Origin of the sequence: Aggregatibacter sp. oral taxon 513 (assembly GCF_018128305.1) — a bacterium.
Taxonomy (GTDB): Bacteria; Pseudomonadota; Gammaproteobacteria; order Enterobacterales; family Pasteurellaceae; genus Aggregatibacter; species Aggregatibacter segnis_A.
Genome location: NZ_CP072381.1, coordinates 468,022 through 487,109 on the forward strand (window position 1 = coordinate 468,022; position 19,088 = coordinate 487,109).

Below are 19,088 nucleotides of genomic sequence, written 5' to 3' on the forward strand. Positions count from 1 at the left end.
AAGCGTTTTTCACTCATTCATTGAGAAAACATTATGTATCGATTAACTCATCTTCTCGGGATTCACATGCCAGAAAATGTGAATCTCACCGAAATGACATTAGACAGTCGAACTGCAAAGGCCGGCTGTCTTTTTGTTGCAATTAAAGGGCATCAAACCGACGGTCGTCAATATATTCCGCAAGCGTTGCAAAATGGCGTAAGTGCGGTCATTTTTGAGGCTGATTCTGAGGCGCAACATCTTCAGGTGCGCTACGAACAACAGGTTCCGCTGATTGCTTTTTACCGCTTAAGCGAACATCTATCACATCTTGCCGATGTGTTTTATGAGCAGCCTTCCAAGCGTTTAACCTTGGTTGGGGTTACCGGTACGAATGGCAAAACAACAACCGCGCAATTATTGGCACAGTGGACACAGATTTTAGGGCATACCAGCGCCGTGATGGGCACCATCGGTAATGGATTATTCGGCCGAGTCAAAGAAGCAACGAATACCACAGGTTCTGCGGTGGAAATCCAAGCATCACTAGCGGAGTTTATAGCACAAGGCGCAGATTTTGCGGCGATTGAAGTGTCATCTCACGGCTTGGTACAACATCGCGTAGAGTCTGTGCATTTCAGTGCGGCGGTATTTACTAATTTAAGTCGTGATCATTTGGATTATCATCATACGATGGAAAATTATGCCGCAGCAAAAAAACGTTTATTCAGCGAATTGGATAGCCGCCATCACATCATTGATGCGGATGATCTTGTTGGGGCAGCATGGTTAAGTGAGATGCCGGAGGCGGTTGCGGTCAGTAGCAAGGCAGATTTTGTTCCACAACAAGCCAAATGGTTGAAGGCGGTAAACGTCTCCTTTAATCACAAAGGCGCTAGTATTCAATTTGAATCCTCTTGGGGCAACGGTGAATTACAAAGCGCACTTATCGGTGCATTCAACGTCAGTAATTTATTGTTGGTCATGGCAACCTTGTTGGCACTTGGTTATGACTTAGCCAAACTCATTCGTAGTGCACATAAATTAACTGGCGTATGCGGTCGGATGGAAATGCTGCATGCTCCGCATAAACCGACCGTTATCGTGGATTACGCTCATACACCGGATGCGTTGGAAAAAGCGTTACAGGCAGCACGGTTACATTGCCATGGTAAGCTTTGGTGTATTTTCGGCTGCGGTGGCGATCGCGATAGTGGTAAACGTCCACTTATGGCGAAAATTGCCGAACAGTTGGCGGATAAGGTCATTGCTACGGATGATAATCCCCGTACAGAAGATCATACGCAAATTATGGCGGATATTTTAAAAGGGTTTATTCATCCGCAAGCCGTGCAAGTGATACACCAACGTGAAGAGGCCATTGCCACTGCGATTCAAAGTGCAGTGGAAAATGACGTGATTTTAATTGCCGGAAAAGGGCATGAAGACTACCAAATTATTGGCAAAACGAAGCATCATTTTTCCGATCAGGAAGTTGCCCGTCATTATTTATCTCAGTAACAAAAAATATGATTACATTATCTCTCTCTCAAATCGCCTCCATTTTAGAGGCACAGCTTATCGGTGATGGCAACTTGATTGTTGAAAACGTGAGTACGGACAGCCGCAAAAACGTGAGCAATGGCTTGTTTTTTGCGCTGAAAGGGGAAAATTTTGACGCTCACGGCTACGTTGTTAAAGCGGCTGAGCAAGGCTGTGTTGCCGCCGTGGTTGAACATCCGACAGAGGGCAATATTGCCCAATTAATTGTGAAAGACAGCCGTCTTGCCTTAGGGCAGCTTGCCAAATGGTTGCGTGAGAAAATTAATCCGAAAGTGGTGGCGATGACAGGGTCATCGGGCAAAACCACGGTAAAAGAAATGACGGCCTCTATCTTGCAACAAAGTGCGGTCGATTTTGACGACGTTTTATTTACCCAAGGTAATTTTAATAACGACATCGGTGTTCCGCTGACGTTATTACGTTTAACCGAAAAACATAAATTTGCAGTGATTGAACTTGGTGCCAATCATATTGGTGAAATTGCCTATACCACCGCCTTGGCGCAGCCTGATGTGGCGTTAGTCAATAATGTCATGGCCGCACATTTAGAAGGTTTTGGTTCTCTTGACGGCGTTGCAACAGCGAAAGGCGAAATTTTCCGCGGATTAACTCATCATGGCGTTGCCATCATCAACCAAGCGCATAACTATCAACAAAAATGGCAAAAAGAGATTGGGCAACATGCCGTTCAATATTTTGCCTATGACAATCCACAAGCTGATTTTTATGCGGATGCTATTCACTTCTCCGAACAAGGGGCGTCTTTTGTATTGCACACGCCACAAGGCAATGTGCAGATTGATTCACCGTATTTAGGCGAACATAACGTATCTAATGCCTTAGCCGCGACTGCGCTGGCAATGAATGTGGGCGCAACGTTAGCGCAGGTAAAAAAAGGATTGGAAACGCCATCCTTGGTGAAAGGGCGTTTATTCCCAATTCATCCTTGCGACAATCTTTTATTACTAGACGACACCTATAATGCCAATGTAGGCTCCATGAAATCCGCGATTTCCGTGTTGCAAAAATATCCGGCTTTTCGCGTCTTTATTGTTGGTGATATGGGCGAATTAGGCGATAATACACCGCTTTGTCATCAAGAGGTGGGTGAGTTTGCCCAGGCAGCCAAATTGGATTTGGTGATTTCGTTTGGACATTCCAGCTCCGTGATAAGTGCGGTCAATTTTGGACGCCATTTTACTGATAAAACAGAACTTGTCGCTTATTTAACGCCAATTATTAAACAACAATTAACACAACAAAAAGTCGTTGTTTTGGTGAAGGGGTCACGCAGTATGAAAATGGAAGACGTGATCGATTTATTAAAGGGTAATTTTTTATGTTAGTTTGGATTGCTGAGTTTCTCACCAAATACAATTCTGATTTCCATGTGATTTCCTATATTACCGTGCGTGCTATTTTAGCGTTGCTCACGGCACTTTTATTGTCCTTATGGATTGGACCGAAAGTCATTCGTCGTTTACAACTATTGAAGTTTGGCCAAGTCGTACGCAATGACGGCCCTGAAAGTCACTTCGCCAAAAAAGGTACACCGACGATGGGCGGTGTCATGATTCTTTTCGCCATCGGTGTGAGCACATTATTATGGGCGGATTTAACCAATCCATATGTTTGGTTTAGCTTGTTCGTTTTATTCGGCTACGGCGCTGTTGGCTTCGTGGACGATTACCGCAAAATTACCCGTAAAAGTACAGACGGTTTAATTGCCCGCTGGAAATATTTTTGGCTTTCCGTTATTGCCTTAGTGGCGATTTTCGGTATGTATGCGATCGGTAAAGACACCGATGCAACCCGCTTGGTTGTGCCATTCTTTAAGGAATTTATGCCGCAACTGGGCATTTTTTATATTGTATTGGCTTACTTTGTTATTGTCGGTTCCAGTAATGCCGTGAATTTAACGGACGGTTTAGATGGGCTGGCGATTGTGCCGACCGTGATGGTGGCCGGTGCATTTGCATTGGTGGCATGGGCGACAGGTAACATCAATTTTGCAGAATACTTGCACATTCCATACCTGAAATTCAGCGCGGAACTGACTGTGTTCTGTACGGCGATTGTCGGCGCGGGTCTTGGTTTCTTGTGGTTTAACACTTACCCTGCGCAAGTGTTTATGGGCGATGTCGGCTCATTAGCGTTGGGCGGCGCGTTAGGTGTGATTGCCGTATTGGTGCGCCAAGAATTTTTATTACTGATCATGGGCGGCGTGTTCGTCATGGAAACCCTGTCCGTGATCTTACAAGTGGGTTCCTACAAATTGCGTAACAAACAACGCATTTTCCTGATGGCACCGATTCATCACCATTTCGAGAAAAAAGGCTGGCCGGAGCCTCGTGTTATTGTGCGTTTCTGGATCATTTCCTTAATGCTGGTATTAATTGGTTTAGTGACCTTAAAACTACGTTAATCACCCCAAAAAGAGCGGTCATTTTTGAGAGAGAATTTCATGCAATATCAAGATAAAAAAGTCACTGTTATCGGACTTGGCAAAACAGGGTTATCCTGTGTTGATTTTCTGCGTGCTAAACATGCTGATGTTCGTGTCATTGATACGCGTAACGCACCGGCAGGGGCAGAACAACTTGATAAAGCCATTCCTCTGCATACCGGCGGTTTAAACCAGCAATGGCTCTTAGAAAGTGATTTGATTGTGATTAGCCCGGGGCTTGCGGTAAAAACGCCAGAAATTCAGACCGCACTTCAAGCCGGTGTCGAAGTCGTCGGCGATATTGAGCTGTTCTGTCGAGAAGCGGATAAACCGATTGTGGCCATTACCGGTTCTAATGGGAAAAGTACTGTGACCACATTGGTTGCAGAAATGGCAAAAGCCGCCGGTTTGAGCGTTGGCATGGGCGGTAATATCGGTATTCCTGCGCTTTCTCTATTAAATCAATCACATGATATTTACGTTTTGGAGCTTTCTAGCTTCCAGTTAGAAACCACCTATTCGCTAAAAACCGTGGCGGCAACGGTGTTGAATGTCACCGAAGATCATATGAATCGTTACGTGGATTTACAGGATTATCGCCATGCGAAATTAAAAATCTACGACAATTGCCAAACGGCCGTGGTTAACGGAGAAGACCCGCTCACTCTGCCAACCACTCAACACCCGGAAAAACAAGTGAGTTTTGCGGAACATCATGCGGATTATTGGCTGAAAAACGAAAACCAGAAAACCTATTTAATGGCGCGTGATGAGGCGATTTTAGCTTGTGATGAAATGAAATTAACCGGTCGTCATAATTACATGAATGCCTTGGCTGCAATTGCCTTAGCACAAGCCGCCGGTATTAATTTGTTGGGAATTCAGACCGCACTTCGCGAGTTCGGTGGCTTGGAACACCGTTTCCAAGTGGCGTATATGGCGCACGGCGTGCGTTGGATTAATGATTCAAAAGCAACCAATGTCGGTAGTACGGTTGCTGCATTAACCGGTTTACAGGTCGCCGGGAAACTCTATTTATTACTCGGTGGTGATGGCAAAGGCGCAGATTTTTCTGAATTGGCGACATTAATTAATCAACCGCATATTTTTTGTTATTGCTTTGGGCAGGATGGTAAACAGTTAGCTGCACTTTCGTCACAAAGTCAATTATTCGACACCATGGAGCAGGCCATTGCAGCAATTCGTCCGCAGTTACAAGCGGGGGACATGGTATTGTTATCCCCGGCCTGTGCAAGCTTGGACCAATTCCCTTGTTTTGAAGCACGTGGCGATGAGTTCACGCGTTTGGCTCGTTTAAGTTAAAGACGGATTTTATTCATGGAATTTTGGGCTAAACTGAAAACAACTTGGCAACAAACAACGACGATTACACCGGCGAGTTTATTATATGATCGTGCGTTATTGTGGTTGTATCTCGTGCTATTGCTTATTGGTTTACTGGCGGTGTCTTCCGCTTCCATTCCGGTAGGAACACGTTTACATGGCGATCCGTTTTATTTTGCCAAGCGGGATATGATTTATATTTTTCTTTCCTGCGTAACCTGTTATTTCACTTTGCAAATTTCCATGGATAAATGGGAAAAATGGCATGTTAGATTGTTTGGCATTGCGTTGGTTTTGCTTTTCCTTGTGATGATCCCTGGTATTGGGCGAGAGGTGAATGGTGCCCGTCGTTGGATCCCAATGGTTTTATTCAATTTTCAACCGGCGGAATTTGCCAAGTTAGCCTTAACTTGTTTCCTCGCCAGTTATTTTACCCGTCGTTATGATGAGGTGCGTAGTCGCAAGTTAAGTGCGGTTAAGCCATTTTTGGTGATGGGATTGTTAGGTTGTTTCTTATTGATGCAACCAGACTTAGGTAGCACCGTCGTTTTATTTGTCATTACCTTCGGTTTGCTATTTATTATCGGTGCAAAATTTGGACAATTCCTTCTTTTATTTGGTTTTGCTGCATTGATGTTCGTGTGGCTGGTACTTTCTTCTGCTTATCGTCTTAAACGTATCACCGGCTTTATGGACCCCTTCAAAGACCCTTATGGCACCGGTTTCCAATTATCCAACTCTTTAATGGCATTCGGTCGAGGCGGATTTTTCGGAGAAGGGTTAGGCAATTCCGTACTGAAACTAGAATATTTACCGGAAGCGCACACTGACTTTGTTATGGCAATCGTGGGTGAAGAATTTGGCTTTTTCGGCATTTTAGTGATTATTATTTTGCTTGGTTTATTGGTTTTCCGCGCCATGAAAATTGGACGAGAATCCCTAATATTAGAGCAACGTTTTAAAGGCTTTTTGGCTTTCGGTATTAGCTTTTGGATTTTCTTCCAAGGTTTTGTAAACCTTGGTATGGCTCTCGGCATGTTGCCAACGAAAGGCTTAACCTTCCCGCTGATCAGTTACGGTGGTTCGAGTATTATCATTATGTCGGTCACTGTCGGCATATTATTGCGCATTGACCATGAAAATCGTTTAATGCGTGGTGGTCAAGCGAGATTGCGAGACGATTAAAGCCTAAAGTGCGGTCGGTTTTTTGAGTATTTTTAGAGAAAAGATATGGGTAAAAAATTATTAGTGATGGCAGGTGGAACAGGCGGACATGTTTTTCCTGCCATTGCCGTTGCACAAGAATTACAACAGCAAGGTTGGGAAATTCGCTGGCTGGGCACCAAAGATCGTATGGAAGCCCAACTCGTACCAAAACATGGCATTCCCATTGAATTTATCCAAATCTCAGGTTTACGTGGCAAGGGCATCAAGAGTTTATTATTGGCGCCTTTTGCTATTTTGCGCGCGGTGTGTCAGGCGCGTAAAATTATTCAACAATACCAACCTAATGCGGTATTAGGCATGGGGGGCTATGTTTCGGGCCCGGGTGGTATCGCGGCAAAACTTTGCGGCGTGCCGGTGGTATTGCATGAACAAAATGCCATTGCGGGGTTAACCAATAATTGGTTATCTAAAATTGCTGCGCGGGTGTTGCAAGCCTTTCCAAATGCCTTTTCTCATGCTGAAGTGGTAGGAAATCCCGTACGTCGTGATTTATTCCAAACCGAATCCCCAGAAACACGTTTTGCCACGCGTGATAAAACCTTGCGTATTTTAGTGGTCGGCGGTAGCCAAGGGGCGCGCGTGTTAAATCAAACTGTGCCAAAAGTTGCAGAGAAACTCAGTGTCCAAGGTTTGGAGATTTATGTGCGTCACCAAGTAGGTAAGGGCAATTTAGCCGGCATTGAGGAAATCTATCAGGCAAATCAAAATGGCGTGGCGACTGAATTTATTGATGACATGGCAGAAGCTTATGCTTGGGCGGACATTGTGATTTGTCGCTCGGGCGCATTGACGGTGTGCGAGTTGGCGGCAGTAGGTGTACCGGCCATCTTCGTGCCTTTCCAACATAAAGACCGTCAGCAATTTTTGAATGCCAAATATTTAGCGGATGCGGGGGCTGCGCTGATCATTGAACAGCCGGAATTTACGGAAGAGCGTCTGTTGAATGCGTTAACCCCGCTGTTGGCAGATCGTGAAACATTATTAGCCATGGCGTTAAAGGCAAAAAGTAAGGCAACACCGTTAGCGGCTAAGCGGGTCGCTGACGTGATTGAAGACGTGGCAAATTAAATTATAAGTGCGGTCGTTTTTTCAACTGTTTTGAACGACTGAGTAAAAAGGACATATTCATGGATAACTATCATCAACAGATTAGAGACATCATTCCGGAAATGCGCCGAGTGAAGCAAATTCATTTTATCGGTATCGGTGGCGCGGGGATGTGTGGTATTGCCGAAATTTTATTGAATGAGGGATATCATATTTCCGGTTCTGATATTGCGGAAAGTGCGGTGACTCAGCGTTTAGCTTGTGCCGGCGCCAAAGTTTTTATTGGGCATAAAGCAGAAAATATTACCGGTGCCAGTGTGGTGGTGATTTCTTCTGCGATTCGTGATGATAACCCTGAAGTGGTGGCGGCAAAAGAAGCGCGTATTCCGGTGATTCAACGTGCGCAAATGTTGGCGGAATTAATGCGTTTTCGTCATGGCATTGCGGTTGCCGGTACGCACGGTAAAACGACGACCACCGCGATGGTTTCTATGATTTATGCGGAAGCAGGTTTGGATCCGACTTTTGTGAATGGTGGTTTGGTGAAATCGGCCGGGACGAATGCACATTTAGGGCGTAGCCGTTATTTGATTGCCGAAGCTGATGAAAGTGATGCCTCTTTCTTGCATTTGCAACCGATGATTTCTATCGTGACGAATATTGAGCCGGATCATATGGATACCTATCACGGTGATTTTGATGAAATGAAGCAAACCTATGTGAATTTCTTACATAATTTGCCATTTTATGGGCTAGCCGTGTTATGTGCCGATGATGCCGATTTAATGAGCTTGGTGTCACAAGTTGGGCGTCAGGTGATTACTTACGGTTTCAGTGAGAATGCCGATTATCGTATTGAAGATTATCAACAAACCGGTTTCCAAGGTCATTACACGGTGATTTGCCCGAGTGGTGAACGGATTGATGTATTGCTGAATGTGCCGGGACGCCATAATGCCTTAAATGCAACGGCAGCATTGGTTGTAGCCAAAGAAGAAGGTATTACAAATGAAGCGATTTTAGCTGCGTTAGCCGATTTCCAAGGTGCAGGGCGTCGTTTCGATCAGTTAGGACAATTTATTCGCCCGAACGGTAAAGTGATGTTGGTGGACGATTATGGTCACCATCCGACAGAAGTGGGCGTCACTATTCAAGCTGCTCGTCAGGGCTGGGAAAATAAGCGGATTGTGATGATTTTCCAACCACACCGCTATTCCCGCACCCGTGATTTATTTGATGATTTTGTGCAAGTATTGTCTCAAGTCGATGCCTTGATTATGTTGGATGTGTATCCCGCCGGTGAGGCGCCTATTGTGGGTGCTGATAGTAAAGCATTATGTCGTTCTATTCGCAATCTTGGCAAAGTGGACCCGGTTTTGGTGTCTGATACAGCGCAGTTAGGTGAGGTGCTTGATCATCTCATTCAAGATGGAGATTTAATTTTGGCGCAAGGCGCCGGCAGCGTGAGTAAGCTTTCACGCCAGTTAGTCGAACGTTGGACAAAAGAATAAGTGGATAGCAAGATGAGTAAAACATTAAAACAAGAAAAAATCGCCGTATTATTGGGCGGAACCTCAGCCGAACGTGAGGTGTCTTTAAATTCAGGAACTGCAGTATTAAATGCATTGCGTAAACAAGGGTATGACGCTCACCCAATTGATCCGAAAGAATTTCCGGTGGCGACATTAAAAGAGCAAGGGTTTGATCGTGTCTTTAATATTTTGCATGGCCGCGGTGGTGAAGACGGCACGATGCAAGGGTTGCTGGAGCAAATCGGCATTCCTTATACCGGCTGTGGCGTGATGACTTCTGCGCTTACCATGGACAAAATGCGTACCAAAATGTTGTGGAAAGCCTTTGGTTTGCCGGTTGCTGAAATGGAAATTGTTACCGTGGAAAATAGAGCAAACTTAACCCCTGAGTCAGTGGTCAAAAAACTCGGCTTACCGTTGATGGTGAAACCCTCTTTAGAAGGGTCTAGTGTGGGGTTAACCAAAGTGAAAGCGATTGAAGAGTTGGAAAGTGCGGTGGATTTTGCACTTAAATTTGATCGCACCGTACTCATTGAAGAATGGCTTGCCGGTGATGAATTCACTGTGCCGGTACTGGATAACGAAGTGTTACCTTCCATTAAAATCGTGCCTGAAGGTGAGTTCTATGATTATGATGCAAAATACATTTCTGATAATACACAGTATTTTTGTCCGGCTGGGTTAAGTGATGAACGTGAGCAAGAGCTTCGCCATTTAGTTAAGCAGGCCTATGATGTGGTGGGGTGCCGTGGTTGGAGCCGTATTGATGTGATTGCGGATGCGGAAGGAAACTTCCGTTTAGTGGAAGTCAACACGAATCCTGGTATGACTAGCCATAGTTTATTCCCAAAATCAGCGGCAACAGTCGGTTACTCTTTTGAGCAGTTGGTTGAGAGAATTTTAGAGTTGAGTGCGGAATGAATTTACTAAAACGCAAAACCACACAAAATATAAGATATGGTGAGCCGAAACCCAAAGTTTTTGTGCAAATTAAATTATTACTTGTGCTATTATGCGTTGGGATATTGTTCTATTCTTATTCAAATTGGCAAAATTTCCTAGAAAAATTAGATAGTAAGCCTATCAGTGCTTTTGCGTTGGTTGGCTCGCCCAATTTCACGACAGATGCCGATGTGCGTGATGCTTTATTAAAAATGGGCGATTTAAAAGGCTTTTTTGGTCAAGATATTGATGCCATTCGTGAACAAATTGAAACAATGCCTTGGGTAAAAGGGGCGGTTGTTCGCAAAATGTGGCCGAACAGATTGAGCATTTGGGTGACCGAATATAAACCGATTGCTATTTGGAATGAAAGCGACTTTTTGTCCGAGGATGGTGCAGTTTTCCAATTGCCAATGAGTAAGTTAAAAGAAACTCATTTACCTCGTTTAGCCGGCCCTGACTTCCAAAGTGAAAAAGTGTTGGATGCATGGAATAGAATTTATGCTGATTTAAAACAGAAAGGTTTAACGCTTAAAGCGGTAGCCATTGATGCACGTGGTGCTTGGCAAGTCGTGCTGGATAATGATGTGGTGCTGAAGTTGGGGCGTGGTGAATGGAAAACAAAACTGGATCGTTTTGTCACAATTTATCCCCAAATTGAAGTGCCTGAAAATAAGAAAATCTCCTATGTCGATTTGCGTTATGCCTCCGGTGCTACAGTGGGTATGGTTGATTTAAATTAATTATTAAGTGTGAAGTTAGAATATGTCTAAAATTGTGGAATCAAAGACCATTGTTGGTTTAGAAGTGGGCACTTCTAAAGTTGTTGCAGTCGTTGGTGAGGTATTGCCTGACGGTGTGGTAAATGTCCTTGGCGTCGGCAGTTGTCCTTCAAAGGGGATTGATAAAGGAAGTATTACTGATTTAAATGCGGTAGTTACCTCTATTCAACGTGCAATTGAAGCAGCAGAGTCAGTCGCTGACTGTCGCATTATGAGCGTGACCTTAGCCATTACTGGAGAGCATATTCAGAGCCTTAATGAAAATGGTTTTGTGCCTATTGCAGAAGGCGAAGTGACGCAAGATGAAATTGATTCTGCGATTCATACGGCAAGTTCGGTTAAAATGCCGGAAGGGTTGTCTTTGTTGCATATTATTCCGCAAGAATTTGCCGTTGATAAACAAATGAATATTAAAAATCCATTGGGATTACAAGGTGTTCGTTTGAAAGCACAAACTCATTTGATTGCTTGTCATCAGGATTGGTTGAATAACCTGAAAAAAGCGGTAGAACGCTGTAAATTAAAAGTCGATAAAATTGTGTTCTCCGGTTTGGCTTCAAGTTATTCTGTATTAACAGAGGATGAAAAAGACTTAGGGGTTTGTTTAGTCGATTTTGGTGCGGGTACGATGGATATCATGGTGTATATCAATGGTGCTTTGCGCTTTAGCAAGGTGATTCCTTACGCTGGAAATCGCGTTACCGATGATATTGCCTATGCTTGTGCTGCTTCCAGAATGGAAGCGGAAAGTATTAAAGTTAACCATGGTAGTGCATTAATGCCACCAAAATATCATGCAGATAAGAAAATTGAAGTTTCAGGCATTGGTGGTCGCGGGCCTCGCGTATTAACAAAAGAACAACTGTCATTTGTAACATCAGCGCGTTATAAAGAATTGCTTGGTTTAGTTAAAAATGAATGGTTGCGTTTAAAAGCAGATTTAGAATCCAAAAATATGAAATGTGAGCTTATCGCAGGAGTTGTTATTACTGGTGGTGGTGCTCAAATTGAAGACTTAAAAGAATGTGCCGAAGAGGTTTTTGGTTCTAATCATCAAGTAAGAATAGGTAGTCCGTTAAATATTACCGGTTTGACGGATTATGTAAATAAACCGCAATATTCAACTGTTATTGGTTTGCTTCAGTATGAACATAGCAATGAAGATGATGGATTGATTCATGAGGAAAATTCTGGAAGTAATTTCCTAAATTCCTGCGGTAATGTACTGAAAAAAATCTTTAATAAAGTGCGGTCAGAATTTTGAGAATTTTGATTTTTCATCTACAATATGCAAAATTTGGGCTTTAATTTATGCTGATGGTATGTCGGCATTAACGGAGAATAGATAATTATGTTTGAGCCAGTAGAGTACGATCTTGGTGAAATGAGTGGCGCGCTGATTAAAGTTGTCGGTGTTGGTGGTGGCGGTGGTAATGCTATTAACCACATGGTCGCCAGTGTTTTAGAAAAAGAAGTTGGCGGTACTCTAATTGATGAATCCATCATAAATACGGATGAACATGGCAAGATTGAATTTTATTCAGTAAATACTGATGCTCAAGCTCTTCGTAAAAGCCAAGCCCAGCAAACAGTTCAGATTGGAGCAGAAACGACAAAAGGGCTGGGGGCAGGTGCAAACCCTAATGTTGGACGTAAAGCGGCTGAAGATGACCAAGATGCTATTCGTAAGATGCTAGAGGGTGCCGACATGGTATTTATCGCTGCCGGTATGGGTGGTGGTACAGGTACTGGTGCCGCTCCAATTGTTGCTCAAATTGCAAAAGAATTAGGTATTCTTACTGTTGCAGTCGTAACAAAACCGTTTTCCTTTGAAGGTAAAAAACGAATGATGTTCGCTGAAATGGGAATTAAAGAATTATCAAAACATGTAGACTCCTTGATTATCATTCCGAATGAGCAGTTAGCTAAGGTTATGCCTAAAAATGCAACGCTCATGCAAGCCTTTTCTGCTGCAAATGATGTTCTACGCAATTCCGTTACTGGCATCTCAGATATGATTACTTCCCCGGGGTTAATTAACGTGGACTTTGCTGACGTGCGAACCGTCATGTCTGAGATGGGACAGGCTATGATTGGTTTCGGTTCCGCCAAAAGTGCGCCTGGAGAAGGTCGTGCAGAAGATGCAGCTAAGATTGCTGTGAAAAGTGATTTATTAGAACGCGTTGACTTGTCCGGGGCAAGAGGCGTATTAGTAAATATTACCGCTGGAATGGATTTAGGATTATCTGAGTTTTACGCTGTTGGTGATACGGTTAAAGCGTTTGCATCTGAAGAGGCGACGGTTGTTATTGGTACAACGCTCGTACCGGATATGGTCGATGAAATTCGAGTAACTATTGTAGCAACTGGTATTGGTGAGCCTGATGCACCTGAAATTCAAATTTCACCACGACCACAAGTTGTACAAAATTCACAACCAGGACTTCAACCGGTAAATACTTCTTTTGGTGGTTTAGGAACTCGACCGCAAAGTTATAGTCAAAACTCCCAAGATGAAAATCATCAACAGAATGTTCAAAATCATCGTAGAGATGATTTAGATACCCCAATTACTGAACGCTTGAAAGATACGAATTTATTTAACGTTCAAGGATTTATGCGTAATAACGACAAATAATGACAATTATTTTGTTGTGTAACAATACGTTAAGAGACAGATTATGATTAAGCAAAGAACCTTAAAACAAAGCATAAAAGTAACAGGTGTGGGATTACACAGTGGCAATAAGGTGACATTGATTTTACGTCCTGCAATGCCAAATACTGGTGTTGTTTATTGCCGTACTGATTTGAATCCGCCTGTTACATTCCCTGCGAATGCTAATTCGGTGCGCGATACTATGCTTTGCACTTGCTTAGTGAATGAACAAGGTGTGCGCATTTCAACAGTTGAACACCTAAACGCGGCATTAGCAGGTTTGGGTATTGATAATGTAATTATTGAGGTTGATGCACCTGAAATTCCAATTATGGATGGTAGTGCAAGTCCATTTATTTATTTATTGCTTGATGCCGGCATTGAAGAACAGAATGTACCGAAGAAATTCATTCGTATTAAGCAAAAAGTGCGTGTAGAAGACGGTGATAAATGGGCTGAGTTCTCCCCTTATAACGGTTTCCGTTTAGATTTCACTATTGATTTCAACCATCCGGCAATTAGTAAAAATGTACGTAACTATGTGATGGATTTTTCTGCGCAGGCTTTTGTTCAACAAATTAGTCGTGCTAGAACCTTTGGTTTCATGAAGGATATCGAATATCTTCAATCACAAGGTTTGGCGTTGGGCGGAAGTTTAGATAATGCCATCGTGCTTGATGATTACCGCATTTTGAATGAAGATGGTTTACGTTTTAAAGATGAATTGGTTCGTCACAAAATGTTAGATGCTATCGGCGATTTATATATGTGTGGTTATAACATCATTGGTGATTTCAAAGCCTATAAATCAGGTCATGGTTTGAATAATAAATTATTAAGAGCGGTATTAGATAATCAAGAGGCTTGGGAATTTGTCACCTTTGAAGACAAACAACAAGTTCCGCAAGGTTATGTTGCTCCTGCTCAAGTTTTGATTTAAAAAATATTTTCTTAAAAGCTATATTTCAATGAAATATAGCTTTTTTTTATCCTTTAAAAGGCATTTTATTAGTGTGGCTTATAAAAAGTGCGGTCAGAAATTAAAATGTTTTTATTTGTCTTTTGATTTAATGAATACCAATAATCCATAACCTAACAGAGAAATCCAAATGAAAAAATTCTTCTTTCTATTTCTATTAAGCTTATCCAATGTGACTTTTGCAGCAAGTGATGTGATTGTTGATGCCGTTACTTGCAGGACATTTGAGGGGAAGGATTTAAAACTTATTTTTGCTCCGGAAAGTCAGTTGTTTAGTTTATCTCTTGATAATGCCGTAGTGGTTGAAACAACAATAGATAAGATTTACCTTCAACCCTATGCAACGCAAAGTACAATATATTTTCCTCCTAAGTCCGGTGATAATCGTTGGTTTCTGGTTAGGGAAGATGCTTCGGATAAAACAGGCTATACCAACGTTTCTTTGGATATTCGTCAAGATCAGAGTGGAAAATTGATTAAACGTTATCAATGTAAAAAAGAAACGATTTCTTCCATGTTGATGGAGTTTTCCGCAGATGGTAGGGACGTGCCTGAAAATATTGAGAGCCTAATGCATCAATAACAGGCTTAAAGTGCGGTTAAAAATAGCAATGTTTCCTATGCCCATTTCAGAATAAATAAGTCGTTTATGAATGAATACGGGCTTTATTGACATCACTAAATGTGAATAGAGAAAGATGTCTTAGTATTTAAATAAAGGAAAGCTTATGTCATTGGATTTAAGTGAAATTCGACAACAAATTACCCAAATTGATCGCCGTTTGTTAAAGCTTCTTTCTGAGCGTCATCGTTTAGCATTTGATGTTGTTCGTAGCAAGGAACTTACCCAGAAACCGTTGCGTGATGCAGAGCGTGAGGAGCAATTACTACAAGAGTTGGTGCAATTTGCCGAAAATGAAAATTACCAATTAGAACCGCAATACATCACCTCAATTTTCCAAAAAATTATTGAAGATTCGGTGCTGACGCAACAAGTGTATTTGCAGAAAAAACTGAATGCGCAACGTGAACAGAATATTCATATCGCCTTTTTAGGTAAGCGAGGATCTTATTCTCATTTGGCAGCGCGTAATTATGCCACTCGATACCAAGAAGAATTAGTGGAAATAAGTTGTGCCAGTTTTGATGAGGTTTTTGCTAAAGTACAAAACGCGGAAGCCGATTATGGGGTTCTTCCATTAGAAAATACGACATCCGGTGCCATAAACGAAGTTTATGACCTATTGCAGCACACCGATTTGTTTTTGGTAGGTGAATTGGCTTACCCCATTCAACATTGTGTCTTGGTGAATGGGCAAGATGATTTAAGTAAAATCGATACGTTATACAGTCATCCCCAAGTGATTCAGCAATGCAGCCACTTTATTCACGGCTTAGAACGTGTGCATATTGAATATTGCAAAAGTAGCTCGCACGCCATGCAATTAGTTGCAGGCTTGAATAAACCGAATATTGCCGCTTTGGGCAATGAGGATGGTGGCAAGTTATATGGTTTGAACGTGCTGAAGCGTAATGTTGCCAATCAGGAAAATAATATTACACGCTTTATTGTCATTGCCAAAAAGCCGCACAGTGTTTCACCGCAGATCCATACAAAAACCCTATTGTTAATGAGTACGGGGCAACAGGCGGGCGCTTTGGTCGATGCGTTGTTGGTATTTAAAAAACACCATATCAACATGACAAAATTGGAATCACGTCCGATTTATGGCAAGCCTTGGGAGGAGATGTTTTATTTGGAAATTGAAGCCAATATTCATCATCCTGATACGCAATCGGCGTTGGAAGAATTAAAACAATTTAGTCATTATCTCAAAATTCTTGGCTGTTACCCCAGCGAAATTGTGAAGCCAACAGCTTTGCCGAAATAAATATCTAAAGAAAGTGCGGTGGAAAAACAGATAAATTTTCCACCGCACTTTTCTTCTTTCCTGCTCTTGAAATTTCACCTTCCGCACTTATATCCATAACGTTTTCAATTTATTCAATATAAGTAGGAAGAGTATGAGTACAAATCAAGAAACCCGTGGCTTCCAATCGGAAGTCAAACAACTTCTCCAATTAATGATCCATTCTTTATATTCTAATAAAGAAATTTTCTTGCGTGAGCTGATTTCAAATGCCTCCGATGCGGCAGATAAACTGCGTTTCAAAGCCCTTTCTAATCCGGCTTTATATGAAGGTGACGGCGAATTGCGTGTGCGCGTCAGTTTTGATGCGGATAAAGGCACTCTCACCATCAGCGATAACGGGATTGGGATGACTCGTGAACAAGTGATCGATCATTTAGGTACGATTGCCAAATCTGGAACAAAAGAATTTTTGACCGCACTTGGACAAGATCAAGCGAAAGATAGTCAGCTCATCGGTCAATTCGGTGTGGGCTTCTATTCGGCGTTTATCGTTGCCGATAAAGTGACGGTGAAAACCCGTGCGGCAGGTGAGGCGCCTGATAAAGGCGTGCTTTGGGAATCTGCCGGGGAAGGCGAGTATTCCGTGGCGGATATTGAGAAAAAATCCCGTGGCACTGACGTGATTTTACATTTACGTGAGGATGAAAAAGAATACTTAAACGAATGGCGTTTGCGTGAAATTATCGGAAAATATTCCGATCATATTGGTTTGCCGGTGGAAATGCTCACCAAAGAATATGATGACGAAGGCAAAGAAATTGGTGAAAAATGGGAAAAAATCAATAAATCGGATGCCCTTTGGACACGTTCTAAAAACGACATCTCCGATGAGGAATACAAAGAGTTTTATAAACATTTAAGCCATGATTTTGGGGATCCGTTATTGTGGGCGCACAACAAAGTGGAAGGTAACCAAGAGTACACCAGTTTGCTTTATGTGCCGTCGAAAGCGCCTTGGGATTTATTCAACCGTGAACACAAACACGGCTTGAAACTCTATGTACAACGCGTGTTTATTATGGATGATGCGGAGCAATTCATGCCGAATTATCTGCGTTTTATGCGTGGGTTAATTGATAGCAATGATTTGCCGTTAAACGTATCCCGTGAAATTTTGCAGGATAACAAAACTACAGCAGCGCTACGCAAAGCTTTAACCAAACGTTCGTTGCAAATGTTAGAGAAATTGGCGAAAGAGGATGCCGACAAATATCAGCAGTTCTGGAAAGAATTTGGCTTAGTGTTAAAAGAAGGTCCGGCAGAAGATTTTGGCAATAAAGAAGCCATTGCGAAATTATTGCGTTTTGCCTCTACCCACAATGACAGCAGTGAACAAACCGTGTCATTAGAAGACTATGTTGCCCGCATGAAAGAAGGGCAAAAAGCCATCTATTACATCACAGCAGACAGCTATGTGGCGGCGAAAAACAGCCCACACTTGGAATTGTTCAATAAAAAAGGCATTGAAGTCTTATTGCTTTCCGATCGTATTGATGAATGGATGTTAAGTTACTTAACGGAATTTGATGGCAAAGCGCTCCAAACTATTACGAAAGCGGATTTGGATTTAGGCGATTTGGCGGACAAAGAAGAAACCGAAGCGCAAAAAGAACAAGATAAAGCCTTTGATAGTTTTATTGAGCGCGTAAAAAACTTGCTGGGCGAACGCGTGAAAGAGGTACGTTTAACTCACCGTTTAACGGATACACCGGCAGTAGTTTCTACCGGTAATGACCAAATGACCACACAAATGGCAAAACTTTTTGCTGCGGCAGGTCAACCTGTGCCGGAAGTGAAATACACCTTTGAACTTAACCCGGAACATCATTTGGTGAAAAAAGCTGCTGATATTGCCGATGAAGCGGAATTTGCCGATTGGGTGGAATTGTTGCTAGAGCAAGCCATGCTTGCAGAGCGCGGTTCATTAGAAAATCCGGCGGCGTTTATTAAGCGCATCAATAAGTTATTGGGTTAATCTATTTGTGATTGATTAATGTAATGGTTAAAATCCTCAGTCTGAATAAGATTGAGGATTTTTTTATTTTTTTGAGGTGAAAATATGATTACCGTTTACGGCATTAAAAACTGTGACACCGTGAAAAAAGCCTTGAAATGGCTTGCGGATCACAACATCGAACATAAACTCCATGATTATCGAGTGGACGGTTTAGATACCGCTTTTTTACAGCAAGCCGAAGCGCAATTCGGTTGGGAAAATTTAGTCAATAAACGTAGCACGACTTGGCGCAATCTCGATGAAAACGTCAAAAAAACATTGTCAAAAGCCACCGCACTTTCTGTGTTAGCAGACAATCCGACCTTAATTAAACGCCCGATTATTTTGCAGGACGGCAAAACGTTAATTGGTTTTGATGCAAAAGAGTATGAATCCGCGTTTAAATAATGTGACCCGAAGAAAATCTATTTTTAACCGTTTATAGCTGTTGTAATTATTACTTTGATTGTGGCATTGTCGCCCACTTTTTTTGTGGTAGGGATTTGCTTGGCCGAAAGTGCGGTTATTTTTGCAGGCGTTTTATCACCTTGCTTTTTGTTATTAATGGGAATAAGATTTATTATCATATTGTTGCAAATGTTAATTACTGGTGTGATAAATGTTTCATGTGGCTTAGTTGTTTGGAATATTTAATATG

At 42.3% G+C, this 19,088-nt stretch carries 16 protein-coding genes; all 16 read left to right on the top strand.

Annotation, left to right across the window (positions count from 1 at the left end):
- The first annotated feature begins 33 nt into the window (after positions 1-33).
- The 16 genes from murE to J5A60_RS02515 all read left to right on the top strand — a co-directional run bounded on the left by murE (position 34) and on the right by J5A60_RS02515 (position 18,838).
- Positions 34-1,500 carry a UDP-N-acetylmuramoyl-L-alanyl-D-glutamate--2,6-diaminopimelate ligase gene (gene murE, locus J5A60_RS02440; protein ID WP_212510461.1) on the top strand — a complete coding sequence of 489 codons (1,467 nt, stop codon included), beginning with the start codon at positions 34-36 and terminating at the stop codon, positions 1,498-1,500.
- An 8-nt stretch (positions 1,501-1,508) separates the two neighbouring features.
- Positions 1,509-2,888, top strand: a complete 1,380-nt coding sequence (gene murF, locus J5A60_RS02445; protein WP_212510462.1) for a UDP-N-acetylmuramoyl-tripeptide--D-alanyl-D-alanine ligase — start codon at positions 1,509-1,511, stop codon at positions 2,886-2,888.
- Positions 2,882-3,967 (top strand): phospho-N-acetylmuramoyl-pentapeptide-transferase, encoded by a 1,086-nt coding sequence (gene mraY, locus J5A60_RS02450; protein ID WP_006717305.1) that lies wholly within the window; start codon positions 2,882-2,884, stop codon positions 3,965-3,967. Before murF ends, mraY begins: the two co-directional genes overlap by 7 nt.
- Before the next feature lie 39 nt (positions 3,968-4,006).
- Positions 4,007-5,311, top strand: a complete 1,305-nt coding sequence (gene murD / locus J5A60_RS02455; protein ID WP_212510463.1) for a UDP-N-acetylmuramoyl-L-alanine--D-glutamate ligase — start codon at positions 4,007-4,009, stop codon at positions 5,309-5,311.
- Positions 5,312-5,326: 15 nt separating this feature from the next.
- On the top strand, positions 5,327-6,517 hold the full coding sequence (ftsW, locus tag J5A60_RS02460) for a putative lipid II flippase FtsW (protein ID WP_109432794.1): 1,191 nt from the start codon (positions 5,327-5,329) through the stop codon (positions 6,515-6,517).
- A gap of 45 nt (positions 6,518-6,562) precedes the next feature.
- A complete protein-coding gene (gene murG / locus J5A60_RS02465) occupies positions 6,563-7,627 on the top strand; it encodes an undecaprenyldiphospho-muramoylpentapeptide beta-N-acetylglucosaminyltransferase (RefSeq protein ID WP_212510464.1) in 1,065 nt (354 codons plus the stop codon).
- Between the two features lie 59 nt (positions 7,628-7,686).
- Positions 7,687-9,117, top strand: a complete 1,431-nt coding sequence (gene murC / locus J5A60_RS02470) for a UDP-N-acetylmuramate--L-alanine ligase (protein WP_212510465.1) — start codon at positions 7,687-7,689, stop codon at positions 9,115-9,117.
- A gap of 12 nt (positions 9,118-9,129) precedes the next feature.
- Positions 9,130-10,059, top strand: coding sequence for a D-alanine--D-alanine ligase (locus J5A60_RS02475; RefSeq protein WP_212510466.1), 930 nt, complete (start codon positions 9,130-9,132; stop codon positions 10,057-10,059).
- Positions 10,056-10,823, top strand: a complete 768-nt coding sequence (locus J5A60_RS02480; RefSeq protein WP_006717319.1) for a cell division protein FtsQ/DivIB — start codon at positions 10,056-10,058, stop codon at positions 10,821-10,823. Before J5A60_RS02475 ends, J5A60_RS02480 begins: the two co-directional genes overlap by 4 nt.
- A 22-nt stretch (positions 10,824-10,845) precedes the next feature.
- Positions 10,846-12,126, top strand: coding sequence for a cell division protein FtsA (gene ftsA, locus J5A60_RS02485; protein ID WP_048750686.1), 1,281 nt, complete (start codon positions 10,846-10,848; stop codon positions 12,124-12,126).
- 87 nt (positions 12,127-12,213) lie between these two features.
- On the top strand, positions 12,214-13,500 hold the full coding sequence (gene ftsZ / locus J5A60_RS02490) for a cell division protein FtsZ (RefSeq protein ID WP_212510467.1): 1,287 nt from the start codon (positions 12,214-12,216) through the stop codon (positions 13,498-13,500).
- Positions 13,501-13,543: 43 nt separating this feature from the next.
- The gene (gene lpxC / locus J5A60_RS02495; RefSeq protein WP_212510468.1) at positions 13,544-14,461 is read left to right on the top strand and encodes a UDP-3-O-acyl-N-acetylglucosamine deacetylase; all 918 of its coding nucleotides are present in this window, start codon (positions 13,544-13,546) and stop codon (positions 14,459-14,461) included.
- 169 nt (positions 14,462-14,630) lie between these two features.
- On the top strand, positions 14,631-15,083 hold the full coding sequence (locus J5A60_RS02500) for a hypothetical protein (RefSeq protein ID WP_212510770.1): 453 nt from the start codon (positions 14,631-14,633) through the stop codon (positions 15,081-15,083).
- A gap of 145 nt (positions 15,084-15,228) precedes the next feature.
- Complete coding sequence (locus tag J5A60_RS02505) at positions 15,229-16,392, top strand: chorismate mutase (RefSeq protein ID WP_048750689.1); 1,164 nt, start codon at positions 15,229-15,231, stop codon at positions 16,390-16,392.
- A 133-nt stretch (positions 16,393-16,525) separates the two neighbouring features.
- On the top strand, positions 16,526-18,409 hold the full coding sequence (htpG, locus tag J5A60_RS02510; RefSeq protein ID WP_212510469.1) for a molecular chaperone HtpG: 1,884 nt from the start codon (positions 16,526-16,528) through the stop codon (positions 18,407-18,409).
- 84 nt (positions 18,410-18,493) lie between these two features.
- A complete protein-coding gene (locus tag J5A60_RS02515; RefSeq protein WP_212510470.1) occupies positions 18,494-18,838 on the top strand; it encodes an ArsC family reductase in 345 nt (114 codons plus the stop codon).
- Positions 18,839-19,088 lie beyond the last annotated feature (250 nt).

What these genes read in the sequence shown, in the direction of transcription:
- J5A60_RS02505 (WP_048750689.1), top strand. Translation starts at nt 15,229, where the DNA reads ATGTCATTGGATTTAAGTGAAATTCGACAACAAATTACCCAAATTGAT.
- htpG (WP_212510469.1), top strand. Translation starts at nt 16,526, where the DNA reads ATGAGTACAAATCAAGAAACCCGTGGCTTCCAATCGGAAGTCAAACAA.
- J5A60_RS02475 (WP_212510466.1), top strand. Translation starts at nt 9,130, where the DNA reads ATGAGTAAAACATTAAAACAAGAAAAAATCGCCGTATTATTGGGCGGA.
- murG (WP_212510464.1), top strand. Translation starts at nt 6,563, where the DNA reads ATGGGTAAAAAATTATTAGTGATGGCAGGTGGAACAGGCGGACATGTT.
- J5A60_RS02515 (WP_212510470.1), top strand. Translation starts at nt 18,494, where the DNA reads ATGATTACCGTTTACGGCATTAAAAACTGTGACACCGTGAAAAAAGCC.
- ftsA (WP_048750686.1), top strand. Translation starts at nt 10,846, where the DNA reads ATGTCTAAAATTGTGGAATCAAAGACCATTGTTGGTTTAGAAGTGGGC.
- ftsZ (WP_212510467.1), top strand. Translation starts at nt 12,214, where the DNA reads ATGTTTGAGCCAGTAGAGTACGATCTTGGTGAAATGAGTGGCGCGCTG.
- murC (WP_212510465.1), top strand. Translation starts at nt 7,687, where the DNA reads ATGGATAACTATCATCAACAGATTAGAGACATCATTCCGGAAATGCGC.
- J5A60_RS02480 (WP_006717319.1), top strand. Translation starts at nt 10,056, where the DNA reads ATGAATTTACTAAAACGCAAAACCACACAAAATATAAGATATGGTGAG.
- mraY (WP_006717305.1), top strand. Translation starts at nt 2,882, where the DNA reads ATGTTAGTTTGGATTGCTGAGTTTCTCACCAAATACAATTCTGATTTC.
- J5A60_RS02500 (WP_212510770.1), top strand. Translation starts at nt 14,631, where the DNA reads ATGAAAAAATTCTTCTTTCTATTTCTATTAAGCTTATCCAATGTGACT.
- murD (WP_212510463.1), top strand. Translation starts at nt 4,007, where the DNA reads ATGCAATATCAAGATAAAAAAGTCACTGTTATCGGACTTGGCAAAACA.
- murF (WP_212510462.1), top strand. Translation starts at nt 1,509, where the DNA reads ATGATTACATTATCTCTCTCTCAAATCGCCTCCATTTTAGAGGCACAG.
- ftsW (WP_109432794.1), top strand. Translation starts at nt 5,327, where the DNA reads ATGGAATTTTGGGCTAAACTGAAAACAACTTGGCAACAAACAACGACG.
- lpxC (WP_212510468.1), top strand. Translation starts at nt 13,544, where the DNA reads ATGATTAAGCAAAGAACCTTAAAACAAAGCATAAAAGTAACAGGTGTG.
- murE (WP_212510461.1), top strand. Translation starts at nt 34, where the DNA reads ATGTATCGATTAACTCATCTTCTCGGGATTCACATGCCAGAAAATGTG.